General features: G+C 64.2%; 20 protein-coding genes. 12 read left to right on the top strand and 8 right to left on the bottom strand.

Features of this window, described 5'->3' with window-relative positions:
- Positions 1-20: 20 nt before the first annotated feature.
- The 11 genes from AC4BCN_RS11630 to AC4BCN_RS11580 all read left to right on the top strand — a co-directional run bounded on the left by AC4BCN_RS11630 (position 21) and on the right by AC4BCN_RS11580 (position 15,242).
- The gene (locus tag AC4BCN_RS11630) at positions 21-1,580 is read left to right on the top strand and encodes an MFS transporter (protein WP_490493349.1); all 1,560 of its coding nucleotides are present in this window, start codon (positions 21-23) and stop codon (positions 1,578-1,580) included.
- A 224-nt stretch (positions 1,581-1,804) separates the two neighbouring features.
- A complete protein-coding gene (locus AC4BCN_RS11625) occupies positions 1,805-3,022 on the top strand; it encodes a maltoporin (RefSeq protein ID WP_490493348.1) in 1,218 nt (405 codons plus the stop codon).
- Between the two features lie 300 nt (positions 3,023-3,322).
- On the top strand, positions 3,323-4,333 hold the full coding sequence (locus tag AC4BCN_RS11620; protein ID WP_436481887.1) for a substrate-binding domain-containing protein: 1,011 nt from the start codon (positions 3,323-3,325) through the stop codon (positions 4,331-4,333).
- A gap of 299 nt (positions 4,334-4,632) precedes the next feature.
- Positions 4,633-6,270 carry an alpha-amylase family glycosyl hydrolase gene (locus AC4BCN_RS11615; RefSeq protein ID WP_490493347.1) on the top strand — a complete coding sequence of 546 codons (1,638 nt, stop codon included), beginning with the start codon at positions 4,633-4,635 and terminating at the stop codon, positions 6,268-6,270.
- 84 nt (positions 6,271-6,354) lie between these two features.
- Positions 6,355-7,440 (top strand): ABC transporter ATP-binding protein, encoded by a 1,086-nt coding sequence (locus AC4BCN_RS11610; RefSeq protein WP_128139790.1) that lies wholly within the window; start codon positions 6,355-6,357, stop codon positions 7,438-7,440.
- A 111-nt stretch (positions 7,441-7,551) separates the two neighbouring features.
- Entirely contained in the window at positions 7,552-8,772 is a 1,221-nt protein-coding gene (gene malE / locus AC4BCN_RS11605) for a maltose/maltodextrin ABC transporter substrate-binding protein MalE (protein WP_051991836.1), read from the top strand.
- Between the two features lie 133 nt (positions 8,773-8,905).
- Entirely contained in the window at positions 8,906-10,417 is a 1,512-nt protein-coding gene (gene malF, locus AC4BCN_RS11600) for a maltose ABC transporter permease MalF (protein ID WP_338681778.1), read from the top strand.
- Positions 10,418-10,426: 9 nt separating this feature from the next.
- Positions 10,427-11,317: a maltose ABC transporter permease MalG gene (malG, locus tag AC4BCN_RS11595; RefSeq protein WP_034757081.1), complete on the top strand. Its 891-nt coding sequence runs from the start codon at positions 10,427-10,429 to the stop codon at positions 11,315-11,317.
- Positions 11,275-12,954, top strand: coding sequence for an alpha-amylase family glycosyl hydrolase (locus AC4BCN_RS11590; protein ID WP_338681776.1), 1,680 nt, complete (start codon positions 11,275-11,277; stop codon positions 12,952-12,954). The genes malG and AC4BCN_RS11590 overlap by 43 nt, the downstream gene beginning before the upstream one ends.
- The gene (locus tag AC4BCN_RS11585) at positions 12,951-13,862 is read left to right on the top strand and encodes a carbohydrate kinase family protein (RefSeq protein WP_338681774.1); all 912 of its coding nucleotides are present in this window, start codon (positions 12,951-12,953) and stop codon (positions 13,860-13,862) included. The genes AC4BCN_RS11590 and AC4BCN_RS11585 overlap by 4 nt, the downstream gene beginning before the upstream one ends.
- Positions 13,863-13,955: 93 nt before the next feature.
- Positions 13,956-15,242, top strand: coding sequence for an O-acetylhomoserine aminocarboxypropyltransferase/cysteine synthase family protein (locus AC4BCN_RS11580; protein ID WP_070218279.1), 1,287 nt, complete (start codon positions 13,956-13,958; stop codon positions 15,240-15,242).
- Here the strand turns inward: AC4BCN_RS11580 and AC4BCN_RS11575 are convergent.
- Entirely contained in the window at positions 15,239-16,048 is an 810-nt protein-coding gene (locus AC4BCN_RS11575) for an SDR family NAD(P)-dependent oxidoreductase (RefSeq protein ID WP_338681771.1), read from the bottom strand. The two genes, AC4BCN_RS11580 and AC4BCN_RS11575, sit on opposite strands and share 4 nt — an antisense overlap.
- Positions 16,049-16,213: 165 nt before the next feature.
- Here AC4BCN_RS11575 and AC4BCN_RS11570 point away from each other — a divergent pair, with 165 nt between their 5' ends.
- Positions 16,214-16,771 (top strand): TetR/AcrR family transcriptional regulator, encoded by a 558-nt coding sequence (locus AC4BCN_RS11570; RefSeq protein WP_072454868.1) that lies wholly within the window; start codon positions 16,214-16,216, stop codon positions 16,769-16,771.
- 78 nt (positions 16,772-16,849) lie between these two features.
- Here AC4BCN_RS11570 and AC4BCN_RS11565 read toward each other — a convergent pair whose 3' ends face one another.
- From AC4BCN_RS11565 to AC4BCN_RS11535, 7 genes are all read right to left on the bottom strand, one after another.
- Positions 16,850-17,890 carry an AAA family ATPase gene (locus AC4BCN_RS11565; RefSeq protein WP_490493346.1) on the bottom strand — a complete coding sequence of 347 codons (1,041 nt, stop codon included), beginning with the start codon at positions 17,888-17,890 and terminating at the stop codon, positions 16,850-16,852.
- Positions 17,887-19,266, bottom strand: coding sequence for a phenylacetate--CoA ligase family protein (locus AC4BCN_RS11560; RefSeq protein ID WP_490493345.1), 1,380 nt, complete (start codon positions 19,264-19,266; stop codon positions 17,887-17,889). Before AC4BCN_RS11560 ends, AC4BCN_RS11565 begins: the two co-directional genes overlap by 4 nt.
- Positions 19,263-19,856, bottom strand: coding sequence for a hypothetical protein (locus tag AC4BCN_RS11555; protein ID WP_034757062.1), 594 nt, complete (start codon positions 19,854-19,856; stop codon positions 19,263-19,265). Before AC4BCN_RS11555 ends, AC4BCN_RS11560 begins: the two co-directional genes overlap by 4 nt.
- Before the next feature lie 83 nt (positions 19,857-19,939).
- Entirely contained in the window at positions 19,940-21,697 is a 1,758-nt protein-coding gene (locus tag AC4BCN_RS11550) for a vWA domain-containing protein (protein WP_490493344.1), read from the bottom strand.
- Positions 21,694-22,665 carry a hypothetical protein gene (locus tag AC4BCN_RS11545; RefSeq protein ID WP_490493343.1) on the bottom strand — a complete coding sequence of 324 codons (972 nt, stop codon included), beginning with the start codon at positions 22,663-22,665 and terminating at the stop codon, positions 21,694-21,696. The genes AC4BCN_RS11550 and AC4BCN_RS11545 overlap by 4 nt, the downstream gene beginning before the upstream one ends.
- 9 nt (positions 22,666-22,674) lie before the next feature.
- Positions 22,675-23,142 (bottom strand): hypothetical protein, encoded by a 468-nt coding sequence (locus AC4BCN_RS11540; RefSeq protein ID WP_128139801.1) that lies wholly within the window; start codon positions 23,140-23,142, stop codon positions 22,675-22,677.
- The gene (locus AC4BCN_RS11535) at positions 23,139-24,719 is read right to left on the bottom strand and encodes an AAA family ATPase (protein WP_490493342.1); all 1,581 of its coding nucleotides are present in this window, start codon (positions 24,717-24,719) and stop codon (positions 23,139-23,141) included. Before AC4BCN_RS11535 ends, AC4BCN_RS11540 begins: the two co-directional genes overlap by 4 nt.
- Positions 24,720-24,747 lie beyond the last annotated feature (28 nt).

Here is a 24,747-nt window from a genome sequence, read left to right as displayed (position 1 = left end):
CTCTTTCTGGAATCATTCCCATGGATACGACTCTTCCCGCGCAAGCCCCGAAACCAGCGACTGCACGGCGTACGCTGGTGCTGGCAGCCGTCTGCCTGGCCGCGCTATGCATGCCGCTCAGTTTTACAGGGCCGGCCATCGCCATTCCCTCCATCGCCGCCGACCTGCACGGCACGCCGCTGGCGCTGGCGTGGATCACGAACGCCTTCATGCTCAGCTTTGGCGGCTGCCTGATGGTGGCCGGCGCGCTGGCCGACCGCTATGGCCGCAAGCGCGTGTTCTTGCTGGGCATGGCCGTGTTTTCCGCCGCCGCGCTGGCACTGGCGGCCGCGCCCGGCATTGTGTGGCTCGACGTGCTGCGCGCCGTCCAGGGCCTGGGCTGCGCCATGGCCCTGTCGAGCGGACTGGCAGCGCTGGCGCAGGAATTCGACGGCCCCGCCCGTGCGCGCGCCTTCAGCCTGATCGGCACGGCCTTCGGCGTGGGCCTGGCCTTCGGCCCCTTCCTCGCGGGCGCGCTCATCGCCCACACGGGCTGGCGCGCCATTTTTGCGGCCACGGCCGCGGCTGGCCTGGCCGCCCTGCTGGCGGCCGCGCGGGCCATGCGCGAATCGCGCGACCCGCAGGCGCAAGGTGTCGACTGGCCCGGCGCCCTGACGTTTACGGGAGCACTCTCCTTGTTTACCTATGGCTTGCTGCAAGCGCCCGATAGTGGCTGGGGCAGCGCCGCCAGCCTGGGACTGCTCGGTGGCGCGGCCTTGCTGCTGGCCGTGTTCATCCGCGTGGAGCGGCGCGCGGCGCGGCCCATGCTGGACTTGACCCTGTTCCGCCTGCCGGCCTTTGCCGGTGTGCAACTGCTGGCTGCCGCGCCCGCGTTTTCCTTTGTCGTGCTGCTGGTCTTGCTGCCAGCCCGCTTCATCGGCATCGAAGGCTACAGCGCGCTGGAGGCGGGACGCATGATGATCGCCCTGTCGGCGCCCATGCTGGTGCTGCCGATACTGGCCGGCATGGCGGCGCAACGTATTGCCGCCGCGCACATCTGCGCCAGCGGCTTGCTGCTGGCGGCGGGTGGATTGCTGTGGCTGTCCAATTGCGCACCGGGCCAGGCGCCCGCTACCTTGATCGGGCCGCTGCTGCTGATCGGCTGCGGCATCAGTCTGCCGTGGGGCTTGATGGATGGCCTGGCCATCAGCGTCGTGCCCGTCGAGCGGGCCGGCATGGCGGCCGGCATCTTCAATACGACGCGCGTGGCGGGTGAAGGCCTGGCGCTGGCCATCGTCAGCGCGCTGCTCGGTACGCTCACGATGGCGGCCTTGGGCAAGGTGCCCGGCCTCGCCCTGGAGCAGACGGCACTGGCGGCGCCCTTCCTGGCACTGGGAGAATTACGCCATGCAGGCGCGCTGTTGCCGCAGGCCGACGCCGGAGAACTGGCGCAAGCGTATGGCGCCGCTTTCCGCCACTTGCTGTATGTGCTGGCAAGCATTACGACGGCCTCGGCCCTGCTAATACTGGCCTTCCTGCGTCATCCGGCGGGTGCAGCAACGGACACGGCCGCCCTGCCCGCCTGCAAGGCGCAGCAATAATTCACGACCATCACCATTCCGTCTGCCGTACACGGCGGCGCCCACGCGCCGCCGCCCTCCCTGATGTTTCTCCGCAACACCGCAAAATTTTCAAGGAATAAAACGAGTTTACTTATCAAAGCGCTTTGAACTATACTCAAAGCGCTTTGAAAAATAACTAAAGCGCTTTGGTTGTGCGAAATTACGCGCGCTAATCCCACACCTATAAAAACACTGGAGACGCAATGAACAAACACTTCTTGAAAACTTTGCCTGCCGCCGTGCGTATGGCCTTGAGCGCTTCGGCCCAGGCCGCCCTGCCAATCGACTTCGGCGGCTATATCCGCTCGGGCCTCGGCACCAGCAGCGAAGGCGGCAAAGAAGCGTGTTTCGGCCTGGCTGGCGCCTCGTCCAAGTATCGTCTGGGCAATGAGTGCGAAACCTACGGCGAGCTGAAATTCGGCGGCGAAGCCTTCAAGGCAGCCAACGGCACCACTTTCCGCATCAATACCCTGGTGGCGTTTTCCGTCAACCAGAACCAGGACTGGGAGCAATCGGACCCGGCGTGGCGCGAAATGAACGTGGTGGCCGACAAGATCGGCACGGGCGCCTTCGCCGAAGCGCGCGCCTGGGTCGGCAAGCGCTACTACGACCGCCAGGACGTGCACATCACCGATTACTACTTCTGGAATAACAGCGGCCCTGGCGCCGGCCTGGAAAACATCGACCTGGGCCCCGCCAAGCTGGCCTACGCCATCGTGCGCACGGCCGATGACGGCGACAGCAAGCGCATGGGCCTGTCCCACGACTTGCGCTTCTCCGGCATCAAGGTCAACCCCGATGGCGAACTGACCCTGGGCCTGCAATTCAACCAGAAACGCAACGCGCAAGGCGCGGCCCCCATCGCCAGCGGCCACTTGCTGACCATCATGCATACGCAAGGCAATCTGCTGGGCGGCTTCAACAAGGTGGCATTGCAGTACGGCAAAGGCAGCGCTGCCAACACGGGCGGCTTCAGCCTGGGCGCCAGCAAGGATGACAAGGTCGTGCGTCTGACGGAACAGATCATGATCCAGCCCAAAGGCGCGTGGTCGGGCATGGGCACCTTCGTCTACGAAGACAAGGAAACGGCAGGCGTGAGCAGCAAGTGGACGTCGATCGGCGCACGCCCCATCTACCACTTCACGGACAACTACAGCCTGGCCGTGGAACTGGGCCACGACATCGTCAAGCCGGAAGGCGGCGAGAGCCGCAACCTGACCAAGCTGACGTTCGCGCCGCAACTGTCGGCCGGCAACAGCTTCTGGTCGCGTCCCGTACTGCGCGCCTTCTACACCTACGCCAAATGGAACAAGGCAGCCCAGTCGGCCGCCGCCGCGGAAACGGCGCTGTCGTCGACGGGCGTGTTTGGTGGCAAGACCAATGGCAGCTCGGTCGGTTTCCAGGTCGAGTCGTGGTGGTAAGAGCATCCAACACTGGCTGATGCCGCAAGGCGCCAGCCACTGGCAGCAGCACCGCCCGCTCATTTCGGGGCAGGTAGTAACCGGACCCACCATTTCGCCGCTGCACGCGATGGCCGGCAGCTTCAATGTAGTGATTCAGCAGTATCCTCTTTTAGCGCGGGCGCCCCTGGGTTTGCCCGCGTATTTTTTTGGGCGCTGCCGCCGCTTGCCATACCCCTGATCATTCCGGCATTTATCAGATAAACTACCCGTCATCGCACCGCCCCCGACCGCACCCGATAGACCCCGACTGCAGCATTCATGAACCTCAAAAATCTCGCCAAAACGCTAGGAATATCCGAAACCACCGTCAGCCGCGCCTTGAATGGCTATCCGGAAGTGAGCGAACGCACGCGCGAGCGGGTGCTGGCCGCCGCGCAGGCGGCCGGCTACCGCCCCAATCCCATGGCGCGCAGCCTGGCCGTGGGGCGCACGAATATCGTCGGCATCATCTACCCGCTGATGCCGAACGACCTGGCCGACCCCATGTTCATCGACATCGTGGGCGGCATGTCGGAAGCGCTGGAAGCGCAGCAGATGGACATGATGATCGCGCCCGCGTCGGCCACCAATGAATTCCACACGTATGAACGCATGGTCAAGGGCCGCCGCATCGACGGGCTGATCGTCGGGCGCACGAAACCGTTCGACGAGCGCATCGCCTACCTGGCGCAGCAGGGCATGCCCTTCGTCGCGCATGGCCGCACGCAGCTGAACCAGCCGCATGCGTGGTTCGACTACGACAACGAAGCGGGCATGCGCCTGGCCGTCGAGCGCCTGGCGCAGCTGGGCCACCAGCGCATCGGCCTGATCAGCGCCACGCCTGACCTGAACTTCGTGCGCCAGCGCGTCGAGAGTTTCCAGCACGCCATGCAGGCGGGCGGCCTGGCCGTCGATCCGGACAATCTGGTCGACAACGCGCACGACCGCCGCGCCGGTTACCAGGCCATGCAGCGCCTGCTGGCCCGCTCGCCCCGCCCCACCGCCGTCATCGTCGACAATCACATGTCGGGCGTGGGCGCCGTGCGCGCCCTACTCGACGCGGGCATCAGCATCGGCCGCGAGATGTCGCTGATCGTCTGGGGCGTGATGGAAGATTCCCTGGCCGGCCACAACGTCACCACCATCGTCCAGCCCGACCCGCGCGGCGCAGGAGCAAAAATGATCAACATGCTGCTGGCCCTGATGGACGGCACGCCCGTCACCGACTTGCAGGAACTGTGGCCGTGCGAACTGTTGCCGGGCGAGTCGGCGGGGCCGGTAATTAGGTAGCTAAATATTGCATTGGCCCGCAGCAGAAAGCTGGGGTCAGTCACTGCGTGATCGGAATGGGTCCCACTGGGACCATTCCCCCTCAGGGTCCGACCCCAGTCCTCCCTGGGGGTTGTCGTGAAACGCCCTCATAAAAAAATCGTATGTCTGGCGCGTGTATCGCTTTACTTTTCAAAGCGCTTTGAACTATACTCATTTCATACCCAAAGCGCTTTGAATTTTAAAATAAGACGTTCGCCTACCAACCAGCAGCGCCGCCCTGATAGCCACGGCTACAGGCAACTTTTAAGAAATCATTCATGCCGACCATCCAGAACAATCTCGCCCACCTGCCCGCCGACTGGTGGCGCAGCGCCGTCATCTACCAGGTGTATCCACGCAGCTTCCTCGACAGCAATGGCGACGGCATCGGCGACTTGCCCGGCATTACCTCAAAACTCGATTACATCGCCGCCCTCGGCGCCGACATCGTGTGGATCTCGCCCTTCTTCACGTCGCCGATGAAGGACTTCGGCTACGACGTGGCCGACTTCTGCGACGTCGATCCCATGTTTGGCACCCTGGCCGATTTCGACCGCCTCGTGGCGCGCGCCCATGAACTGGGCTTGAAAGTGATGATCGACCAGGTGTTGTCGCACTCGTCCGACAACCACCCGTGGTTCGTGGAAAGCCGCTCGAGCCGCGACAATCCCAAGGCCGACTGGTATGTGTGGGCCGACCAGAAGCCGGACGGCACGGCGCCGAACAACTGGCTGTCCGTGTTCGGCGGTTCCGCGTGGCAATGGGAGCCGCGCCGCGGCCAGTACTACCTGCATGATTTCCTCGTCAGCCAGCCCGACCTGAACTTCCACAATCCGGCCGTGCAGCAGGCCCAACTGGACAACCTGCGCTTCTGGCTCGAGCGCGGCGTCGACGGTTTCCGCTTCGACTCCTGCAACTTCCCGTATCACGACCAGTTGCTGCGCGACAATCCGCCAGCCGCGCAGCGCGATGCGAGCAGCGTGTCGGCCATCAACCCCTACGGCATGCAGGCGCACGTGTACGACAAGACGCAGCCGGAAAACATCGCCTACCTGCAGCGCGTGCGCGCCGTGCTCGACGAATACAAGGCCATCTCCATCGGCGAAGTGGGCGACGACAATGCGCTGGCCACCATGGCGGCCTACACGGGCGCCGATAAGCTGCACATGGCCTACAGTTTCAACTTGCTGACGGCGGAGTTTTCGGCCGCGCACATCCGCAAGCAAGTGGAAGAGTTCGAAGCGCAAGTGGCCGACGGATGGGCTTCCTGGTCCGTGGGCAACCACGACAGCGTGCGCGTCATGACGCGCTGGGGCGGCGAGAACCCGTCGCCATCGCTGGCCAAGGTCGTGTTGGCCGTGCAAGCGGCGCTGAAAGGCACGCCGTGCCTGTACCAGGGCGACGAGCTGGCCCTGACGGAAGCGGACATTCCTTTCGAAGCGCTCCAAGACCCGTACGGCATCCCGTTCTGGCCCCAGTTCAAGGGCCGCGACGGCTGCCGCACGCCGATGCCGTGGGTGGCCGAAGCGCCGCATGGCGGCTTCAGTACCACCACGCCGTGGTTGCCCGTGCCGCCGGAACACCTGGCGCGCGCCGCGGACGCCGAAGAACACGATAACGGCTCGGCGCTGCGCTTTGCGCAGAATATCCTCGCCTGGCGCCGCACCCTGCCGCAATTGCTGCGTGGCGACATCGTCTTCTTCGATGCGCCGGAACCCGTGCTGGCCCTGCGCCGCGACTTGCCCGGCCAACCGTCGGTCCTGGCCGCCTTCAACCTGGGCACGGAAGCCGTCACATTTTCCTGGCCAGACGCGGCGCCGGCGGCCGACCTGGCCGGTCACGGCTTGCCAGGTAATAAAGATGGCCAGCAGATCATCCTGCCCCCGCATGGCGGCTGGTTCGGCACCCTGGCGTAAATCGCAGGCTTTGGCGGCCATGCCGCCAATTACAATAACGAGCCCCGCGCATCAGCGGGGCCAAATTGAGATGATGAGGACGACATGGCAGGATTGAAATTAGCAGGGCTGAAGAAGGCATATGGCGACGTGCAAACCCTGCACGGCATCGACCTGGAGATCGCGGACGGCGAATTCATGGTCTTCGTGGGCCCGTCGGGTTGCGGCAAATCCACCTTGTTGCGCAGCATATGCGGCCTGGAAGAAATCAGCGGCGGCGACTTGTTCATCGGCAAGACCCGCATGAACGACGTGCCGCCCGCCAAACGGGGCATCGCCATGGTGTTCCAGAGCTACGCCCTGTACCCGCACATGAGCGTGGCGCAGAACATGGCCTTCGGCCTGAAACTGGCCGGCATGAGCAAGGTGCAAATCGCCGACGCCGTGCAGCGCGCCGCGCAAATCCTGCGCATCGAACCATTGCTGGAACGCAAACCGAAGGACTTGTCGGGCGGCCAGCGCCAGCGCGTGGCCATCGGCCGCGCCATCGTGCGCAAGCCCGACGTCTTCCTGTTCGACGAACCGCTGTCGAACCTCGACGCATCGCTGCGCGTGCAGATGCGCATCGAACTGGCGAACTTGCACCGCGAATTGCGCTCGACCATGATTTACGTCACGCATGACCAGGTCGAAGCGATGACCCTGGCCGACCGCATCGTCGTGCTCAACGCGGGCCGCATCGAGCAGGTGGGCGCGCCGCTCGAGCTGTACCACCACCCCGCCAACCTGTTCGTGGCCGGCTTCCTCGGTTCGCCCCGCATGAACTTCCTCAAGGGCAAGATCCACAGCTACGCCGACGGCGTGGCCACCATCGCCACCAACGCGGGCGGCATGCTGCAAGCCGTGTTGACGCAGCCATTGGCCAGCGGCACCCCCGTCACCGTCGGCGCGCGTCCCGAACACGTGCAGGCATGCGCGCCCGGCGCTACGGCAGCCATCACGGCCACCGTGCAGGCTGTGGAGAAACTGGGCGACATCAGCTATCTGTATGTGCACGTAGCAGGCGGCGACGAGCCCCTGGTGGTGCGCGCCGATGCGGAAACGGACTGGGCCATTGGCCAATCCGTGGCGCTGCAAGTGGCGCCGGCCCGCGTCCACGTGTTCGACGAGCACGGCCAGACCCGCACCTGACACCCCGGCTTTAAGGGGCCAGGCGCTACAGGCGCCGCCTGGCCTGGTTGTATCGTTTCAGCCTTGATACTCAACATAAACTTAGCATAAAAAAAGACACTGGAGATTGACATGTCCTTCACGCACCCGAAACGCAGCTTCATCAAAACCACCCTGATCGCCGCCGCCCTGGCCGGCATCGGCAACCTGGCCGCCGTCAGCATGGCGAACGCGGCCGAAGCAGGCACCCTGCTGATCTGGATCAATGGCGACAAGGGCTACAAAGGCCTGGCCAAGGTCGGCGAAGAATTCACCAAGAAGACGGGCATCAAGGTTGTCGTCGAGCATCCGGAAGATGCGCCAAACAAATTCCAGCAAGCGGCCGCCGCCGGCAAGGGTCCGGATATCTGGATCTGGCCGCATGACCGCATCGGCACCTGGATCGACGCCGGCTTGCTGCAACCATTGACTCCAAGCAAGGAAGCGCGCGCCGCCATCCTGCCGCTGGCCTGGAATGCCTTCACGGTGAGCGGCAAGACCTGGGGCTACCCGATCTCCATCGAAGCCGTCGCCCTCGTCTACAACAAGGACCTGGTGCCGACACCGCCAAAAACCTTCGAGGAAATCGCCGCGCTGGACAAGAAATTGTCTGCACAAGGCAAGAAAGCCATCCTGTGGGATTACACGAATACCTATTTCACGTGGCCATTGCTGGGCGCGGGCGGCGGCTTCCCCTTTGAAGTCAAGTCCGACGGCCGCTATGATGCAGCCAAGACAGGCGTGAACAATGCCGGTTCGCAGGCAGGCGTGAATGCGCTGATGACCCTGATCAACAGCGGCGCCATGCCGAAGGGCGCCGGCTATGCCGAGATGGAAGCGGGCTTCAACCAGGGCAAGATCGCCATGATGATCAACGGCCCATGGTCGTGGGACAATGCGCGCAAGTCGAAGATCAATTTCGGCGTGGCAACGATCCCTACCGTGGCAGGCAAGACGGCTACGCCATTCGTGGGCGTGCTGGGCGCGATGATTTCCAAGGCCAGCCCGAACAAGGACCTGGCCACGGAATTCCTGGAAAACCAGATGCTGCAGCTCAATGGCTTGAAAACCATCAACGCCGACGTCCCGCTGGGCACGCCAGCTAACAAGGTGCTGTTCGCGGAGCTGAAAGCCAACCCGAACATCCAGGCGACGATGGAAAGCGCGCAAGCGGGCCGCCCGATGCCGAACAACCCGGAAATGGGCCGCTTCTGGTCGTCGATGCAATCGGCGCTGGAAAACATCACGCAAGGCCGCCAGACGACCAAGGATGGCCTGGATGCGGCGGCGAAGCGGATTACGACGGCGAATTAATAGAGGTTGGTTGGTCGGAATTTAATTTTCGACCATCAGCAGAAATCCGGGGTCAGACCCGCCGGGTCTGACCCCAGCTCTCCGTTGCGTACAAGTTCAACGCAAACAGCATCCATCTTCACAGGTATCCATCGTGCGCAAGTTTATCGGCCCTACGGTATTGACCATCAGCATGGCGCTGGGTCTGTATCTGCTCTTCATGTTGTACATTTCCGGCCAGACCATGCTGGCCGCCGTTTTCCTCGGCTTGCTGACCCTGACGACGTTCGTCTTCACGTCGCCGCGCGCCTATGCCTACCGTTACCTGTTTCCCGGCATCACGGCGGTGATCGTCTTCGTGCTGCTGCCGATGGTGTACACGGTGTCGATCGGCTTTACCAATTTCAGCTCGCGCAACCTGCTCACCTATGAACGGGCCACGCAATATCTGCTCGACGAAACGCAGCGGGTGGAAAGCGCCGGCTATGCGATGACCGTGCATGCCGACAATAAAGAATACCGCTTGCGCCTGGAAAGCCCGGACACGGGCGAAGTGCTCTTGACGCAGCCGCTGGCCCTGAAGCGCGCCGTGCCCCTGAACGTGGAGGTCGCACCGGTCGATCCCGTGCAGGCGCCCGTACTGGCCGCTCCGCTGGGCATCAAGGACATCATCGCCCTGCAAAAGGATTTGAAACTGCTCACCCTCGTGCTGCCGAACAAGATCGAGCTGCGCATGGTGGGCTTGCGCGAATTCGGACCTGTCGCGCACGTCTACAAGCAACTACCGAACAAGACCTTGAAGAAGATCGCCACGGGTGAACTGGTGACGCCGAACTTCAAGACGGGCTTTTATGAAATGCCGGACGGCACGAAACTGGAACCGGGCTTCAAAGTGAACGTGGGCTTCGCCAACTTCGTCAAGATTTTCTCCGATGAAGCGTTCCGCGGCCCCTTCCTGCGCATTTTTGTCTGGACCATCGTTTTCGCCCTGATCAGCGTGGCCACGACGACAGGCCTGGGCATGGTGCTGGCCGTGCTCCTGAACTGGGATGCGCTGCGCTTCCGCGGCCTGTATCGCACCCTGCTGTTCCTGCCGTACGCCGTGCCGGGCTTCATTTCCATCCTCGTCTTCAAGGGCTTGTTCAACAATAACTTTGGTGAAATCAACCTCGTGCTCGACGCCCTGTTCGGCATCAAGCCCGCCTGGTTCTCGGACACCACCCTGGCCAAGGCCATGATTTTGATCGTGAATACCTGGCTCGGCTACCCTTACATGATGGTGGTGTGCATGGGCTTGATCAAGGCGATTCCGTCGGACCTGTACGAAGCCTCGGCCCTGGCCGGCGCGGGACCGCTGACGAATTTCTTCAAGATCACCCTGCCCCTGATCATCAAGCCGCTCACGCCGCTGATGGTGGCCAGTCTCGGTTTCAACTTCAACAATTTTGTGCTGATCAGTTTGCTGACGGGCGGGCGTCCCGATTTCCTCGACACCACCTTGCCGGCCGGCACGACGGACTTGCTCGTGTCCTACACCTACCGCATCGCGTTCGAGGATTCCGGCCAGAACTTTGGCCTGGCCGCCGCCATCTCGACCCTGATCTTCTTCCTCGTGGCCGCGATTTCGCTGGTCAACATGCGCCTGACGCGCATGAACAAAGCATAAAGGACAGCCATGGCTATCGTTGTCGACCGTTCCAACCGCTGGCGCATCCTGGCGGCCCACGTCGCCGTGATCGCGCTGATCGCGCTGGTGATGTTCCCCTTCCTGATGATCTTGTCGATCTCCCTGCGGCCCGGCAATTTCGCCTCGGGCAGCCTGATACCACCCGAGATCAGCTTCGAGCACTGGCGTTTGGCGCTGGGCATGTCCTACCAGGCGCCCAACGGTGCCCTCGTCGAACCGGATTTCCCTGTGCTGCTGTGGCTGTGGAATTCCATCAAGGTAGCCAGCATGAGCGCCACCGTCACCGTGCTGCTGTCGACCACCTGCGCGTATGCGTTCGCGCGCATGCAGTTCCGTTTCAAGTCGCAGACGCTGTCCGCGCTGATGCTGCTGCAGATGTTCCCCGCCGTGCTGGCCCTGGTGGCCATCTACGCCATCTTCGACGTGCTGGGCAGCTACGTGCCATGGCTGGGCATCGACCACCACGGCAGCCTGGTGCTGGCCTACACGGGCGGCATCGCCCTGCATATCTGGACCATCAAGGGCTACTATCAAACCATCCCCATCGAGATCGAGGAAGCGGCCAAGGTCGACGGCGCCACCCAATGGCAAGCGTTCGTCTACGTGCTGCTGCCGATGACGGTGCCCATCCTGATGGTGGTGTTCCTGCTGTCGTTCATCGGTGCCATCATCGAGTACCCGATCGCTTCCGTGCTGCTGCATGAACAGAACAACCTGACCCTGGCCGTCGGCTCGAAGCTGTTCCTGTACGAGCAAAAATACCTGTGGGGCGACTTCGCCGCGGCCGCCATCTTGTCCGGCCTGCCCATCACGGCCGTGTTCCTGCTGGCGCAAAAATGGATGATCTCCGGCCTGACGGCTGGCGGCGTGAAAGGCTGACCATGCGGCGCACCCTGACTACGCTGGCCGCCCTGCTGTTGTGCGCTTCGGCGCAGGCAGGGAGCTTTGCCGAGAATCCGATTGTCTACTTCGCCGTGACAGACCGTTTCGCCAACGGCAATCCCGGCAACGACCACAGTTATGGCCGCGCCGCCGACCCGCAAGGCGGCGACGTCGGCAGCTTCCACGGCGGCGACATCGCCGGCATCACGCAGAAGCTGAAGGCCGGCTATTTCAGGGAACTGGGCGTCAACGCCCTGTGGATCACGGCGCCGTACGAGCAGATACACGGCTGGGTGGTGGGCGGCAAACAGCAATTCCAGCACTACGCCTACCACGGCTACTGGGCGCTCGACTACACGACGATGGACGCCAACATGGGCACGCGCGAGGAATTGCGCGAAATGATCAACACGGCCCACGCGCAAGGCATCCGCGTGCTGTTCGACGTGGTGCTGAACCATCCCGGCTATGCGGACCTGCGCACCCTGGCGCAGTACAAGGTGCCCGTGCTGTGGCCCGGCCACGAAAAGGCCGTGCTGCGCGACTATCACAGCTTCATCGACTACAACAACTTCGCATTCGCGCAGTGGTGGGGTCCGGACTGGGTGCGCGCCGGCTTGCCCGGCTACCCCGACGGCGGCAAGGATGATTTCACGATGCAGCTGGCCTACCTGCCCGACTTCCGCACGGAAAGCGGCAAGGCCGTGGGCTTGCCTCCCATCCTGCAACGTAAAAGCGACACGCGCGCCGTGGCCCTGCCCGACACCACCGTACGCGGCTACCTTGTCCACTGGCTGGCCGACTGGGTGCGCGAATTCGGCGTCGACGGTTTCAGGGCCGACACCGTCAAGCACGTGGAGCCGGCCAGCTGGCTGGCGCTGCGCGCGGCGGCCACCGACGCACTGAAAGACTGGAAGGCGCGCCACCCGCAGCAGAAAATCGACGACGCACCATTCTGGATGACGGGCGAAGCATGGGGCCATGGCCCCGAGCGCAGCAGCTGGCATGACGCGGGATTCGACTCGATGATCAATTTCGATTTCCAGAATCGCGCGGGCGGCGACTGGAAAAGCATCGACGGCGTCTACCGCCAGTATGCGGGCTTGCTGAACAAAGCCTCGGGTCCCCGCTACGACATCCTGTCGTATATCTCGTCGCACGACACCAGCCTGTTCCCACGCGACCGGCTGAAACATGGCTTGAGCGCCCTGCTGCTGGCGCCGGGCGGCGTGCAGCTGTTCTACGGCGATGAAAGCGCGCGCCAGCCTGGCACGGCGCCTGTCGGCGACGAACAGCAGGCGACACGCTCCGACATGAACTGGAAGACGCTCGATGCGGCCACCCTGGCGCATGCACGCAAGCTGGGCCAGTTCCGGCTGCGCCACCCTGCCCTGGCGCGCGGCGAACACCGGTTCATCAACGACAAGCCATATGCGTTCGCCCGCGTGATGCAGGATGACGCCATCATCGCCGTGCCCGAAGCGCAAGGCGCGCTCGAACTGAAGGTACACGGCGTGTTCACCGATGGTACACAACTGCGCGACGCCTACACGCATCAAACTTATATCGTCAAGGAGGGTGCCGTCGCCGTGAACGCGGCCGGCGCCGTCCTGTTAGAAAAGGCAGCACCATGAGCAACTATGACATCTTAGTGGTCGGCGGCGCCGGCATCGACACGATCGTGCGCGTCGCCGACCTGCAACTGCCCGTCGCCGACTCCGTCCACGTGCCGCCCATCCGCGATTACGTGGCGCACACGGGCAATGGCGTGGCGCTCGGTTGCCACGCGCTGGGCTTGCGCTGCAAGTTCATCGACTTCATCGGCGACGATGCACAAGGCGCGGCCATCCTGCAGCGCTACAAGGAAGCCAAACTCGATTTCTCGCACATCGTCGAACCTTCGGGCACGCGGCGCAGCGTCAACCTCGTCGACCCGCAAGGACGCCGGCTGTCGCTGTATGACGGGCGCCACCCGGAAGACGTGCGCATGCCTGCCGCCTTCTATCTGCCCTACCTGGGACCGGCGCGCCACGCGCACTTTTCCATCATGGGCTGGGTGGCCCAGCTGTTTGACGATGCACTGACGTGCGGCACGACGGTATCGACCGACCTGCACGACTGGGATGGCGTCAACCCGCACCATAAAAAATTCGCACTGCGCGCCGACCTGGTCTTCCTCAGCACGGCGGCGCTGGGCGAGCGCCGGGACGACGTCATGCACGCGATTATTTCGGAAGGCCGCGCGCAGGCCGTCATCGCGATGGCGGGCGCGGATGGGGCCTACCTGCTGGAACGGAACGGCGCGTCCGTGCGCCACTATCCGACGGCGGGCTTGACGCTGCCCGTGGTGGACACGAATGGCGCCGGCGACTCGTTTGTCGCCGCCTTTTTGCATGCCTGGCTCGATGGTGCAGGCATCGACGCCGCCATGCGCCGCGGCGCCATCGGCGGCGCGTTTGCCTGCGCCCAGCATGGCACGCATGAACGTTTCATCGGACCGGCGGAGCTGCATGACTTATATCAAGACCGCACTAGCTTATGACTTAATATTCTATCAAGCGTAGCAACGCGCTAATGGTCGCATGGCACAATGGCTGCGGATTTCACCACACAGACTATTGAAACCGGAGACCACATGAGAATCGAAACCCTGGCCGTGCACGCCGGCTATACCCCCGACCCGACCACCAAGGCGGCCGCCGTCCCCATTTACCAGACGGTGGCCTACGCCTTCGACAATGCCCAGCATGGCGCCGACCTGTTCGACCTCAAGGTGGCAGGCAATATCTATACGCGCATCATGAACCCCACGCAAGACGTGCTGGAAAAACGGGTCGCCGCGCTGGAAGGCGGCGTGGCCGCGCTGGCCGTGGCGTCGGGCATGGCGGCCATCACCTATGCGATCCAGACGATTGCCGAAGCGGGCGACAATTTCATCTCCGCCAGCCAGCTGTATGGCGGCACCTACAACCTGTTTGCCCACACCCTGCCGCAGATCGGCATCGAAGTGCGCTTCGCCGACGCGCGCCAGCCGGAGACCTTCGCCGCCCTGATCGATGCGCGCACCAAGGCCATCTTCTGCGAATCGATCGGCAACCCGCTGGGCAATGTCACCGATGTGGCGAAACTGGCCGAGATCGCGCATGCGCACGGCATCCCGCTGATCGTCGATAACACGGTGCCCAGCCCCTATCTGTTCCGCCCCATCGAGCATGGCGCCGACATCGTCGTCCATTCACTGACCAAATACCTGGGCGGTCACGGCACCACCGTGGGCGGCGCCATCGTCGACAGCGGCAAATTCCCGTGGGCCGAGCACAAGGAACGCTTCAAGCGCTTGAACGAGCCGGACGTGTCGTATCACGGCGTCGTCTACACGGAAGCGTTCGGCCCCGCCGCCTTCATCGGCCGCGCGCGCGTCGTCCCGCTGCGCAACATGGGTGCCGCGATTTCCCCCTTGAGCGCGTTCCAGCTGATCCAGGGCATCGAGACCCTGGCCCTGCGCATGGACCGCATCTGCGACAACACGCTGGCACTGGCCAAACACCTGAAACAGCATCCGAAGGTCGCGTGGGTCAATTACGCGGGCCTGGAAGACCACCCGGACCACGCGCTGGTGAAAAAATACATGCACGGCCGCGCCTCGGGCATCTTGTCCTTCGGCCTGAAACTGGCGGCTGGCGAGGATCCGCGCGCGGCAGGCGCCCGCGTGCTCGACGCCCTGCAGCTGTTCACGCGCCTGGTCAATATCGGCGACGCCAAGTCGCTGGCCACGCATCCGGCGTCCACCACGCACCGCCAGCTCAATCCCGAGGAACTGGCCAAGGCGGGCGTGTCGGAAGACATGCTGCGCCTGTCCGTGGGCATCGAGCATATCGACGACTTGCGCGAAGACCTGGAGCAGGCGCTCAACGCCGCTTAATCGCTGGCTTTGACGCCATAGCGCGATGCCGGCTTGCCGCGCATCGCGCCCGCGAACAGGGCCAGGCGGGCCGCATCGAACTGCTCCCACAAGACCTGGTCTTCCACCGAAGGCAAGGTCACCAGCTCGCCCTGGTCCAGGCCCGCCAGCGCCGCATCGACGCAGTCTTCCGCGCGCATGATGGTCGCCTGGTCCAGCTGCGACAGCGGCACGCCGCTCAATTCCCAGATTTCCGTCGCCGTCGACGCGGGCAGCACCAGCTGCACCGTGATGCCCGTGCCGGCCAGTTCCTGCTGCAAGCCCCGCGTGAAATTCATCACATAGCCCTTGGTGGCGCTGTAGATCGTGCTGACGGGCAGGATGTGGAAGGACAGCACGGAGCCGATGTTGATGATGGTGCCCCGGTTGCGCTGCTTGAACTGCGGCAGCACGGCGTACGTCAGTTGCGCCAGCGCCGCCACGTTGACCTGGTCCATCGCGGCGATACCCTCGCGTGGCGAGTCCACGACGGCGCCCAGGGTCGAGACACCCGCGTTATTCACCAGCATGGTGATGGCTGGGTTGCTGGCCAGTTCTTCGACCACGCGCTGCAGGTCGGCCGGTGCGGCCAGATCGGCCGCCATGGCGCGCACGGCCACGCCATATTTTTCCGCCAGCGAGGCAGCCAGGGTGCCCAGGCGCTCGACCCGGCGCGCCACGAGGATCAAATCGAAGCCGCGCGCGGCCAGGCGGTCCGCATACACGGCGCCCAGGCCGGACGAGGCGCCGGTGATGAGGGCCGTGCCTTGGGTAGTAACTGCATTCATGATCATTCCTTCTTGAGTATGGGGTGGGTTGAGGCCATCAAACATGATAGCCATCATGCTTCAACACATTAAATATGACGGTCATCATGTTTAATGTGTTGAAGCATGACGAACATCATGTATGATGTCAACCATTATTTTTTGAATCGCGATCAGGAGCTTGCCATGCGTTATCCCGCCGAAGAAACCGCCGAAAAGCACCAGCGCATCCTGACGCAGGCGGCGCGGCTATTCCGTGAAAAGGGTTACGACGGCGTCAGCGTGGGGCAGATCATGCAGGCGACGGGACTCACGCACGGCCCCTTCTACAACCATTTCGCCTCGAAGGAAGCGCTGATGGCGGAAAGCACCCTGCACGGTTCGGAACACTCGCGCGTGGCGCTCGATGCGGCGACCATCAGCCCGGAAGCGATGCGCCAGTACGTGCGCGATTACGTGAGCGCAGCCCACCGCGACGCACCGGGCGATGGCTGTCTGCTGGCGGCGCTGGCGGGCGACGCGCGCAAGCAGCCTGCCGTGCGCCCTGCCTTCACCTTCCACCTGAAGTCCATCATCGGCAAGCTGGCAGCGCATTTCCCGTGGAAAAAGAAAAACCATGCGCGGCAGGACGCCATCGTCATGCTGTCGGCCATGGTGGGCGCCGTGGCGCTGGCGCGCGCCGTCGACGATGAAGCGTTTTCCGATGAAATCCTGAAAGCCGTGAACACAGCTTTTACGACGTAGGTCGGATTAGCGGCGCAGCCGCGTAATCCGACAACATTGTTGACGTATGTGGTGATGTCGGATTACGACCCTTCGGACCTAATCCGACCCACGCGCAAGCAACTGCGCCACCTGCCCGACCCTGTCATCCACCGAACCTGACACATCGACAAAAGCGATTTCCCTCTGTGTCAGCTCCGCCTGATACCACGCATGCTGGCGCGCACGGAAATCCTCGTCGCGGCGCGTGCCGTCCTGGATGAACGGGAAGTCGGGGGCGCACAGCAGCACCAGGTCGTAGCGGTGTTCGGCCAGCTGCGCCAGCTCCTGTTCGGCCTTGCCGAACATCTCGATGCAGTAGAAATACGTGGTCATGGGCGAGGTGTCGCAAAACAGCCAGCGCCGCGCGGCCAACAGCGCCTGCGCTTCGCGGCGCAGCTGCTCGCGGCCGATCTTGAGCAAATCATCATAGACCAACACGCCATCCTGGCTTTCCCACAATTCGCGGCCATACTCGGCCACCCAGGCCGTCTCGAAATGGGCCGCCAGCGCTTGCGCCAAGGTCGTCTTGCCGCTCGATTCGCCACCGAGCACGCACACGCGCGTGACAAAATCGGCGCGCACGATGGGCGACAGGAAGGCGCTGTGCGCATGTGGATCTTGCCGCGCCACGGTGCCGGACACGGGCACCAACGTTCTCGCCTGGTCCACGCTCACGTGCGCCACAGGCCCGCTCGCATAATGCCGTTCCAGCACCCGCGCAAAGCCGGGGCCATAATCTTCGCTGGTAAACACGGTATCGACGGGCCGCTCCAGCACCGTCCAGCACAACCAGCCCATGAAGTGGCGATGCAGCTCCCCGTCATCGTCGTTGTGCGGCAAGGTCCGCACCGGCACGCCGCGCGCGGCACACAGCGCGGCAAGGCGCGCATCGTCCAGCACGACGATGTGCGCCTGCGGGAACTGCGCCCGCAGCCAGCGTTCCCGGCGCGCCGGCTCGCAGCCGGAAAATTCAGGTTTCGTGTAGCTGACCACCAGCAGCTCTTCGCTGGCGTCTTGCGCACGATGGAGCAACAGTTCGTGGCCCTGGTGCAACGGGCAAAATTTGCCGACCACGAGGCCGCGCTTGTAAAAGTTCATGCTGCCGCTTCCTGCAAATCCGAGGTGTATTGAATGATCTTGTCTTCCGCCAGCAAAGTCTCGACCGTGATGGCGCCAAAAAAAGGCGCGAGCAAGGCGCGCGCCCGGTCAGCCTGCGGCATGGCGCCCGGCGCCAGGCGCAGCGCGATGGCGCCATCACCATGCTGGTGCACGCCGAACAGGGCGATGGCCAGCGGTTTCAAGGCGTGCGTGATGTCGATATTATTGATCCATTCGCCGTTGTCCGTGCGATAGCGCAAAGGGCTGCGTCCCGCCAGCCCCACCAGCACGGGGCCGTGCGGGCCATGCGCCAGCGAAGCGTAGTCGCCCGTGCGGTAGCGCACGAGGGGCAGGCAGAAATTGAAGCCGCCCGTCACCGTGATTTCGCCGCGCGCACCATCGGGTACGGGCTGGCCCGCAGTATCGAGGATTTCCACGTATAGCCGGTGCTGCAGCAGCACGTGGCCGCCCGCCCGTTCATCGTAGACGGCAACGGGCCCCACTTCATTGAGCGAATAGATGTCGAGCACGGGGCAGCCGAAACGCTGTTCCAGGCGCGCGCGCATGCCGGGCAACAGCATCATCGACACGGACATCAGCGCGGCCGGCTTGTGCGCCATGGGCAAGGTCAGCAGTTCGGCAAACGAAATGGGGTCGCCCGCGATCAGCTCGGGCGCCATGGCGTCCAGGTAGCGCGCGCGGTCGTCCGGGTCGCGCCAGTCGTCCACGTGCAGATTGATCTTCGCCAGGCCCGATTCGTTCATGGTGGGCGTGACGGAAACATAAGTGAAGCAGCGGCGCTGGTGCCCCAGCAGCATCACGCCCACCTGCCCCGCGCCATGGCGCAAGGTCACGCCGAAGCGGCGCAGCGCGCGCTTGTGGAAGGCCAGGTAGCGCCCCGCCACCAGCGGGTGCGAAGCGATCAGCAGCGGGTGGCCCGTGGTGCCCGTCGTCTGGAAATTGATCATGCGCGCCAGGTCCGCATCGTCGGGCACGAAGGCGGCGATGTCGTGCGCCAGTTCGGCGCGGCTGATGGGCGCCACGTCCGCAAGGCGCGCGGGTGGCGAGCCGCAGGCGCGGTAATGGGGCACCGTGGCGTAGACCGTCCCGAGAAAATCCGACAGCCAGGGCGGCGGCGCATCGGCGCTCCAAGCGACTACCGCGTCCATGACTTCCTGCTCATAGGCACGCAGTGATTCGACCTCCGCTGCCAGCAGCTTGTTGCCGCTGCGGTTGCGGTAGACAGGGGCGCTAGGATGATTGCGCAAGTGCGCCAGCATGCGCGCGCCCGCCGGTGTCAGGGTGGGACAGTAGTCGCGGTCCGATTCCCAGGCGCCGCCAGGCAGGTTGACGTCAGGTTTGCCAGAGAGCGTCATTCGCGCGACCACTTGTCGGCCGATTCCTCGGCCGCCTTCTTCGCCAGCGCCTCGCGGATTTCGCGCGCGCGCTGTTCGGCCAGCCGGCTCGCTTCGAGCAGGCGGCGGCGTTCCGTGCCGCTGATGGCGGACAATCTGTCCGTCGCCTGCGCCACGCTTTCGTCGCGGGGCCGAAAACCCAGGCGCGCCAGCACGATGCGCGCCAGTTCCTCGCGCCGCTCGGGGTCTTGCGTGAACTGGTGGGCCGGCGTGGCGGCGGCCAGTTCGCGCGCCGCCTCGCCCAGCACTTGCAGCAAGGCTGGCTGCGGCAATTGCTGGCCGGTGAACCAGTCGTCGGCCAGCAGCCAGCACACGATCATGGCCAGCGCCAGCCGGTTGCGGTCCGCCTTCACTTGCGCGCCGATGAACCCGTGCAGGGACGCGGCCGGCGCGCGGGCGCCATGCAGCAGCAAAATGTCATTGACCAGCGCGGCCACGGCCACGGCCTGCGCATTGGCGACGCCGGCGATGCGAGGCTCGGCGAGGAATTCGACGGGCGTGTCGGCCAGGCGGTGGGTCAGGGTTTCGAGGTGGGGACCAGAGATATTCATGGGCCTTTTCTTAATACAGTGATGCGCAAATTTAGCCCCAAAAGCAAAGGCTGGGGTCAGACCCGGCGGGTCTGACCCCGGATTTAAACATAGTGGCGCCGGCTGAACGCCCGTGCAAAGTCCAGCAAGTCCTCGTAGCGCTCGACGGCGTGGATATCCCAGCCCTGCTCGCGGCGCGCGCGCTTCAAGTCGTCATAGGTTTTCTGCAGCCACTTGTTAGCCGCCGCGCCCTCCCATTCGCGCTCCAGGTTCAGGGCCATGGTGCCGCCCGCGCCGCCCTGGGCCAGCGCTTTCGCCGAGATATCCCAGCCGCTGTTGCCCAGCTCATCCTTGTCGAACATGGTGGTGATGCCGTCGTCGGAAATCATCAGAATGTGCGCGGGCCGTTCGCGCTTTGCCGCATAGGTCTGACGCAGGCGGTGGATGGGGAAGCAGGTGCCGCCGCCGAAAAATTCCGTCAGCACGCCCAGGATCATGTCTTCATCGCGCACGAAACCTGGCGTTTGCATCACCTCGTTCTTGCCGCTCCACAGGGTCACCTGCACTTTCGCGCCGGCGCGCAAGGCCGATAGCGCGATGACTGCACCAGCCAGTGTCAAAAATGAAGTATGCGACTGCGGGTTCGGCATGGAACCGGAACTGTCCACGTACATGTCGAGGTCGACGGGCACGGCGTCGATGGCGCGCGCCGGTTCGCGGCCATACACGCGGCGCACGGTGGTCACGCCCGGCACGGGGCGCGGCGACTGCATCACCGATTGCAGCCAGTCGATGTCTTCCAGCGGGTCGCCGATTTCCCACGGCTCAAGCCCTTCCATCTGCGGCTCCTGCGATTCGGGCGCGGGGCGGCTGGGGAACGCCACCAGGTGCGGCAAGGCCCGCTCGCGGTAGTAGCGGATGGCGATTTCATGGTCGCTCAGGTTCACGCCCGACGCCTTTAGAATGTCGCCCAGCTCGAACGGTTCGCGCAGCTGGCCGCCGCCCTGCCTGGCCGGCGCCTTGGCAGGCGGCTCATCCCCATCGAGACCCGAGATGCGCTTGTCGTGCACAGGATGGATGGCGCCGTCCTCTTCGTCATCCTCGATCTGCTGCGCTCCATACGTTTGGCAGCCACGGGCCGCATCGCGCGTGTCGAGCAGATAGCGGCTCGGGCTCAATGCATCCGTATCCTCGACCAGGTAAGGCAGCAGCAAGGTGGCGAAGCGGCCTGCCGCCAGCATCCAGTCGTTCGCATACACGCGGATCAGGCGCGCACCGAGCCAGGCATCCGTGTCCAGCCGCTCGTCGGCCTCGCCGCCACCCAGCTCACCCTTTTCCAGCTGCCACAGGTTTTCATAGATGCGCATGTACAGGGTCCATACGCCGCCGCTGGCCTTGGCGTCCTCAGTGCGCCCCTGCTCCAGCTTGCGGTAGATATCGGCCATGCGCAGGTTCGCCTGGCGCTGCAAACGGTCGTTGATGAACAGGTCCGTGTACAGATTGGCCACCATGGGCGCGTGCTGCTCCAGGGTGGGCAAGGCACGGCGCATGCGCGCCAGCAGGCGGAACTGGTCACTGGCGCTGCCCGGCGCGAGGATGTGGTGGCCGATTTCATGGGCGAGCACTTCCAGCGCATAGTCGTCCAGGCCCAGCTCCGTCACCAGCGGCAAGTCCACCACGACGCTCTGGTCCAGCAGCCGGATCATGGCGAAACTGCCGGACAAGCCCTGCTTGCTGGCCTCGACGCGGCTGGCGCACAGGTTCGGGTCGCGCAAGCGCGTAAATTTGCTCCACACGGCCAGGGCCTCGGGCCAGGCGGCGCCCCAGGCGTCGATCAGCGCGGTATCGACGGTCGTCTTCATGCGAGCGGCAGCAGGCGGATCGCATGCGTCCACGGTGAAGTAATGGCCAGCGTGTGCGCATTCGCCGCAAGCGCGATGTCATCGGCCGGCAGGTCGAGCGCGATGCTGCGCGCGCCGACGTGCACGGTGGCCCCATCGAGGCGCACGGACGATGGCATGCCGGTAGTGGCCTGCTCATACTCCTGCGCCGTGGCGCTGTGGAGCACGGCGCCATAGGCGTCGGCTACCAGCAGGTAATGGCGCTCGGCGCTGCGCACGACAAAACCGTCGTTTGTTGCGCGCACCTGCGGCGGCGTGCCGAAATCGCCACCGAGGCCGCTGAAGCTGCCGAACTCCCTGCCCTCGGCATTGCCGCGCCAGGGATAGTCCAGCAACTGCGCATGCACCTGCGGCCATTGCGCACCCGGCTCGTCAAACGCGGCCAGCGCCAGCGCCGGTGGCAAGGTGTCGGCGGCGGCCAGCGCGCCCTGGCGGAAATGCGCGACGCCGGCACGCCAGGCCAGCACCTGGCCCACGGCGCGCAGCTGCGCGACGCTGCCCACTTGCGGCGCCACGGCAGCCATCCCGGCCTGCCACTGCGCGGGCCGCGCCCCGGCCACAGAGGCTATGTGGATGGCGGCGTTGCTGAGCATGCCCAATACATCCACGGGCGCCGGCGCCAGCAGCGGTGCGAACTGCGGCGCCAGTTCGCGCCACACGGTATTCAAGAAGGTATTTTTCGCGGCCGGGCCGGCCAGGCCATGGCCCACCAGTTCCAGGGCCATGTCGTACGCGGCCAGGGTGACGCCGCCCACGCGCTCGGGCGCGGCGGAACACACGGCCAGCACCAGCGGATCAACGCCATCGTGCAAGAAGGCGCCGAAGGCGGCCATGTCGAGCGAGGGAAAACGCCGGCGCGCTTCCGCCGCGCGCGCATTGAACTGGGTGCGGCCGCTGGCAAGTATCGAGGCAAAAGCAGGAGAAATCATCGCGGCCCGTCAGTCGCTGTGCGAAAAGTGCAGCAGATAGCGTTCGCCATCGCGCTCGAACGCGATCTCGTCCCAGTGGATTGCGTACCACATTGGTGGCGTCATCGTCACGGCGTGCAGGGAAAATCCACCGAGCGCGTCGTCGAGCGACTCGAGGAAGGCGGCCACCAGCTGCGCCCGAAAACGCCCCGGTGGCGCCGCCTGCATGTGCCGCGACGAGAAAAACCAGCGCTGGCACACTTGTTCCAATTCCGCGCGCCCGCACGGCGCGACCTTGATGTGCCACAGGGCGGCCGGCAAGTCGCGCGCGGGTGCGATGACGTGCAGGGCATAGTCTTCGACGCGCAAGCCCAGCGCCGTGGAGAGATCGGGTGCATCGGGCAGGCGCTGCAACTCGTAGCTCGCGCACAGGTCACTCGCTTCGCCATTGAGCAGGGCCAGCGCTTCCAGGAAGCCTTGACAACGCAGGACGCTCATTGCGAACGCAGCCAGCTGCGGTAGTTGGTATAGCGCTGGTGCAGGTACTTGAGTTTCAACAGGTCGTCGTACAGGGGACCGTATAGTTTTCTTCCTTTCGTGCGTTCGGCGATCAGCTTTTCGATGCGGTTCAAACGCGCCAGGGTTTCGCGTTCGCTGACGCCGTCGAGGCCAAGGTCGAATTCGGCCGACAGCACGCCGACAGGGTCGTCGCGGTCCAGGTCCAGGCGGTTGAATTCATCGTTCGACAGATCGAACAAACGGCGCAGCCAGCCCAGCCTGTCGCTGCGGTAGGCGGCGTTTTCCGGCAGCGCGAAAAATGGCGCGTCCGGGTCCGGCTGCAGCTTGTTATGCAGGACGAATGGCAGCACCTGGCGCAAGTCTTCCAGCTCCACCTCGCCATTGCCGCGGAAGTAAGCCATGGCCTTGGCGTAGATCATGAGCGCCATCAGGGTGCGCACGGAGATGCCGTTCAAGGTCTGGCAACCGAGGTCTTTCAGACGGTCACGCCCATTGTCGGCCGCCTGCGCCTGCCCCCGGTCGGCGCCGGCCAGGCGGGCCGTGTCCTTGGTCATGTATTCGAACTGGCCGCCGGCCGTCTCGAACAGCTCGAACTGGCTGGCGAAGAATTCCAGGCGCCGGCGCACTGCGTCGGGTATGCCCACCTGGCGGATCGCTTCGCCGATCTGGTCCACCTCCCCTTCCGTGAAGATGATATCGGGCGGCACCAATTCTTCGGGGCGCACGTTTTCTTCCACGCGCAGCAGCAGTTCATTTAAAAAGCGGGGATTGAAGGCGAGCGCCTGCACCGTCACGTCGACCCGGTCGCGCAGCGCCTCGATCACCTGGTAGGTGCCGCCGCCCTGGTCGTCGTTGGCCGTCAGATACCAGGCAGCCTCCGGACATTCGTAAATATGGTTCAGCACTTCCGCGTAATTGTCGCCCATGACGGTGAGCAGCGCGCTTTGCGTGCGCGTGGGGATGCGGTTGTATTCATCGACGATTTTCACGCGCATGCCCAGCCAGGCGCGCCAGGCGATGCGGATATCGTCCATACTTTGCGCGTTGACCAGATCGGCCGGCAGCGGATTGCCGAGCAAGTCGGCCACAGTCATCTGCGGGTGGCCATGCTGCATGGCGCGTTTGACTTCCTTGACGGTGGAGCCGGCCAGCACGCCCATCAGCAGGGCGCTGGCCGTCTTGCCCCGTCCAGGCCCGCCGACGAACAGGCATTTGCGGCGCGTGGCGAACGTCAGCAGCGGCAGCAGGATAAAACTCGAATAGCTTTGCGCCGACGGCAGATTCAGTCTACGGCGGCTGTCGCCCACGGAATACGTCTGCGACGGGCCGTCGTTGTACTCGATATCGTAATGGGGACTGATGATGGCGTGGTTGACGATCCAGAAGTAGGCCTGACGCAGCTTTTCATCGAAAGGCCGCGCCTGCGCCTCGCCTTCCGCTCCCAGCGCGATGGGGCCCTGGTACAGGTCCGCCACGTCGAACTGCCGCGCAACGGGCGCGGACTTGGGTTTGGTGGGGGCCTGGGACAGGCGCTGGAACAGATTAAAAGACGGCATGGCAATACTCTTCCGTTAAGGAAATGAA

This window comes from Janthinobacterium sp. Bl 1 (genome assembly GCF_058215535.1).
The sequence above is the reverse complement of the archived record's forward strand: the minus strand, read 5'-3'. Positions and strand labels throughout refer to the sequence as shown.

Bases quoted from the DNA above. Each gene is read 5' to 3' on its own strand.
- AC4BCN_RS11630 (WP_490493349.1), top strand. From the start codon at position 21: ATGGATACGACTCTTCCCGCGCAAGCCCCGAAACCAGCGACTGCACGG.
- AC4BCN_RS11625 (WP_490493348.1), top strand. From the start codon at position 1,805: ATGAACAAACACTTCTTGAAAACTTTGCCTGCCGCCGTGCGTATGGCC.
- AC4BCN_RS11620 (WP_436481887.1), top strand. From the start codon at position 3,323: ATGAACCTCAAAAATCTCGCCAAAACGCTAGGAATATCCGAAACCACC.
- AC4BCN_RS11615 (WP_490493347.1), top strand. From the start codon at position 4,633: ATGCCGACCATCCAGAACAATCTCGCCCACCTGCCCGCCGACTGGTGG.
- AC4BCN_RS11610 (WP_128139790.1), top strand. From the start codon at position 6,355: ATGGCAGGATTGAAATTAGCAGGGCTGAAGAAGGCATATGGCGACGTG.
- malE (WP_051991836.1), top strand. From the start codon at position 7,552: ATGTCCTTCACGCACCCGAAACGCAGCTTCATCAAAACCACCCTGATC.
- malG (WP_034757081.1), top strand. From the start codon at position 10,427: ATGGCTATCGTTGTCGACCGTTCCAACCGCTGGCGCATCCTGGCGGCC.
- AC4BCN_RS11590 (WP_338681776.1), top strand. From the start codon at position 11,275: ATGGATGATCTCCGGCCTGACGGCTGGCGGCGTGAAAGGCTGACCATG.
- AC4BCN_RS11585 (WP_338681774.1), top strand. From the start codon at position 12,951: ATGAGCAACTATGACATCTTAGTGGTCGGCGGCGCCGGCATCGACACG.
- AC4BCN_RS11580 (WP_070218279.1), top strand. From the start codon at position 13,956: ATGAGAATCGAAACCCTGGCCGTGCACGCCGGCTATACCCCCGACCCG.
- AC4BCN_RS11575 (WP_338681771.1), bottom strand. From the start codon at position 16,048: ATGAATGCAGTTACTACCCAAGGCACGGCCCTCATCACCGGCGCCTCG.
- AC4BCN_RS11570 (WP_072454868.1), top strand. From the start codon at position 16,214: ATGCGTTATCCCGCCGAAGAAACCGCCGAAAAGCACCAGCGCATCCTG.
- AC4BCN_RS11565 (WP_490493346.1), bottom strand. From the start codon at position 17,890: ATGAACTTTTACAAGCGCGGCCTCGTGGTCGGCAAATTTTGCCCGTTG.
- AC4BCN_RS11560 (WP_490493345.1), bottom strand. From the start codon at position 19,266: ATGACGCTCTCTGGCAAACCTGACGTCAACCTGCCTGGCGGCGCCTGG.
- AC4BCN_RS11555 (WP_034757062.1), bottom strand. From the start codon at position 19,856: ATGAATATCTCTGGTCCCCACCTCGAAACCCTGACCCACCGCCTGGCC.
- AC4BCN_RS11550 (WP_490493344.1), bottom strand. From the start codon at position 21,697: ATGAAGACGACCGTCGATACCGCGCTGATCGACGCCTGGGGCGCCGCC.
- AC4BCN_RS11545 (WP_490493343.1), bottom strand. From the start codon at position 22,665: ATGATTTCTCCTGCTTTTGCCTCGATACTTGCCAGCGGCCGCACCCAG.
- AC4BCN_RS11540 (WP_128139801.1), bottom strand. From the start codon at position 23,142: ATGAGCGTCCTGCGTTGTCAAGGCTTCCTGGAAGCGCTGGCCCTGCTC.
- AC4BCN_RS11535 (WP_490493342.1), bottom strand. From the start codon at position 24,719: ATGCCGTCTTTTAATCTGTTCCAGCGCCTGTCCCAGGCCCCCACCAAA.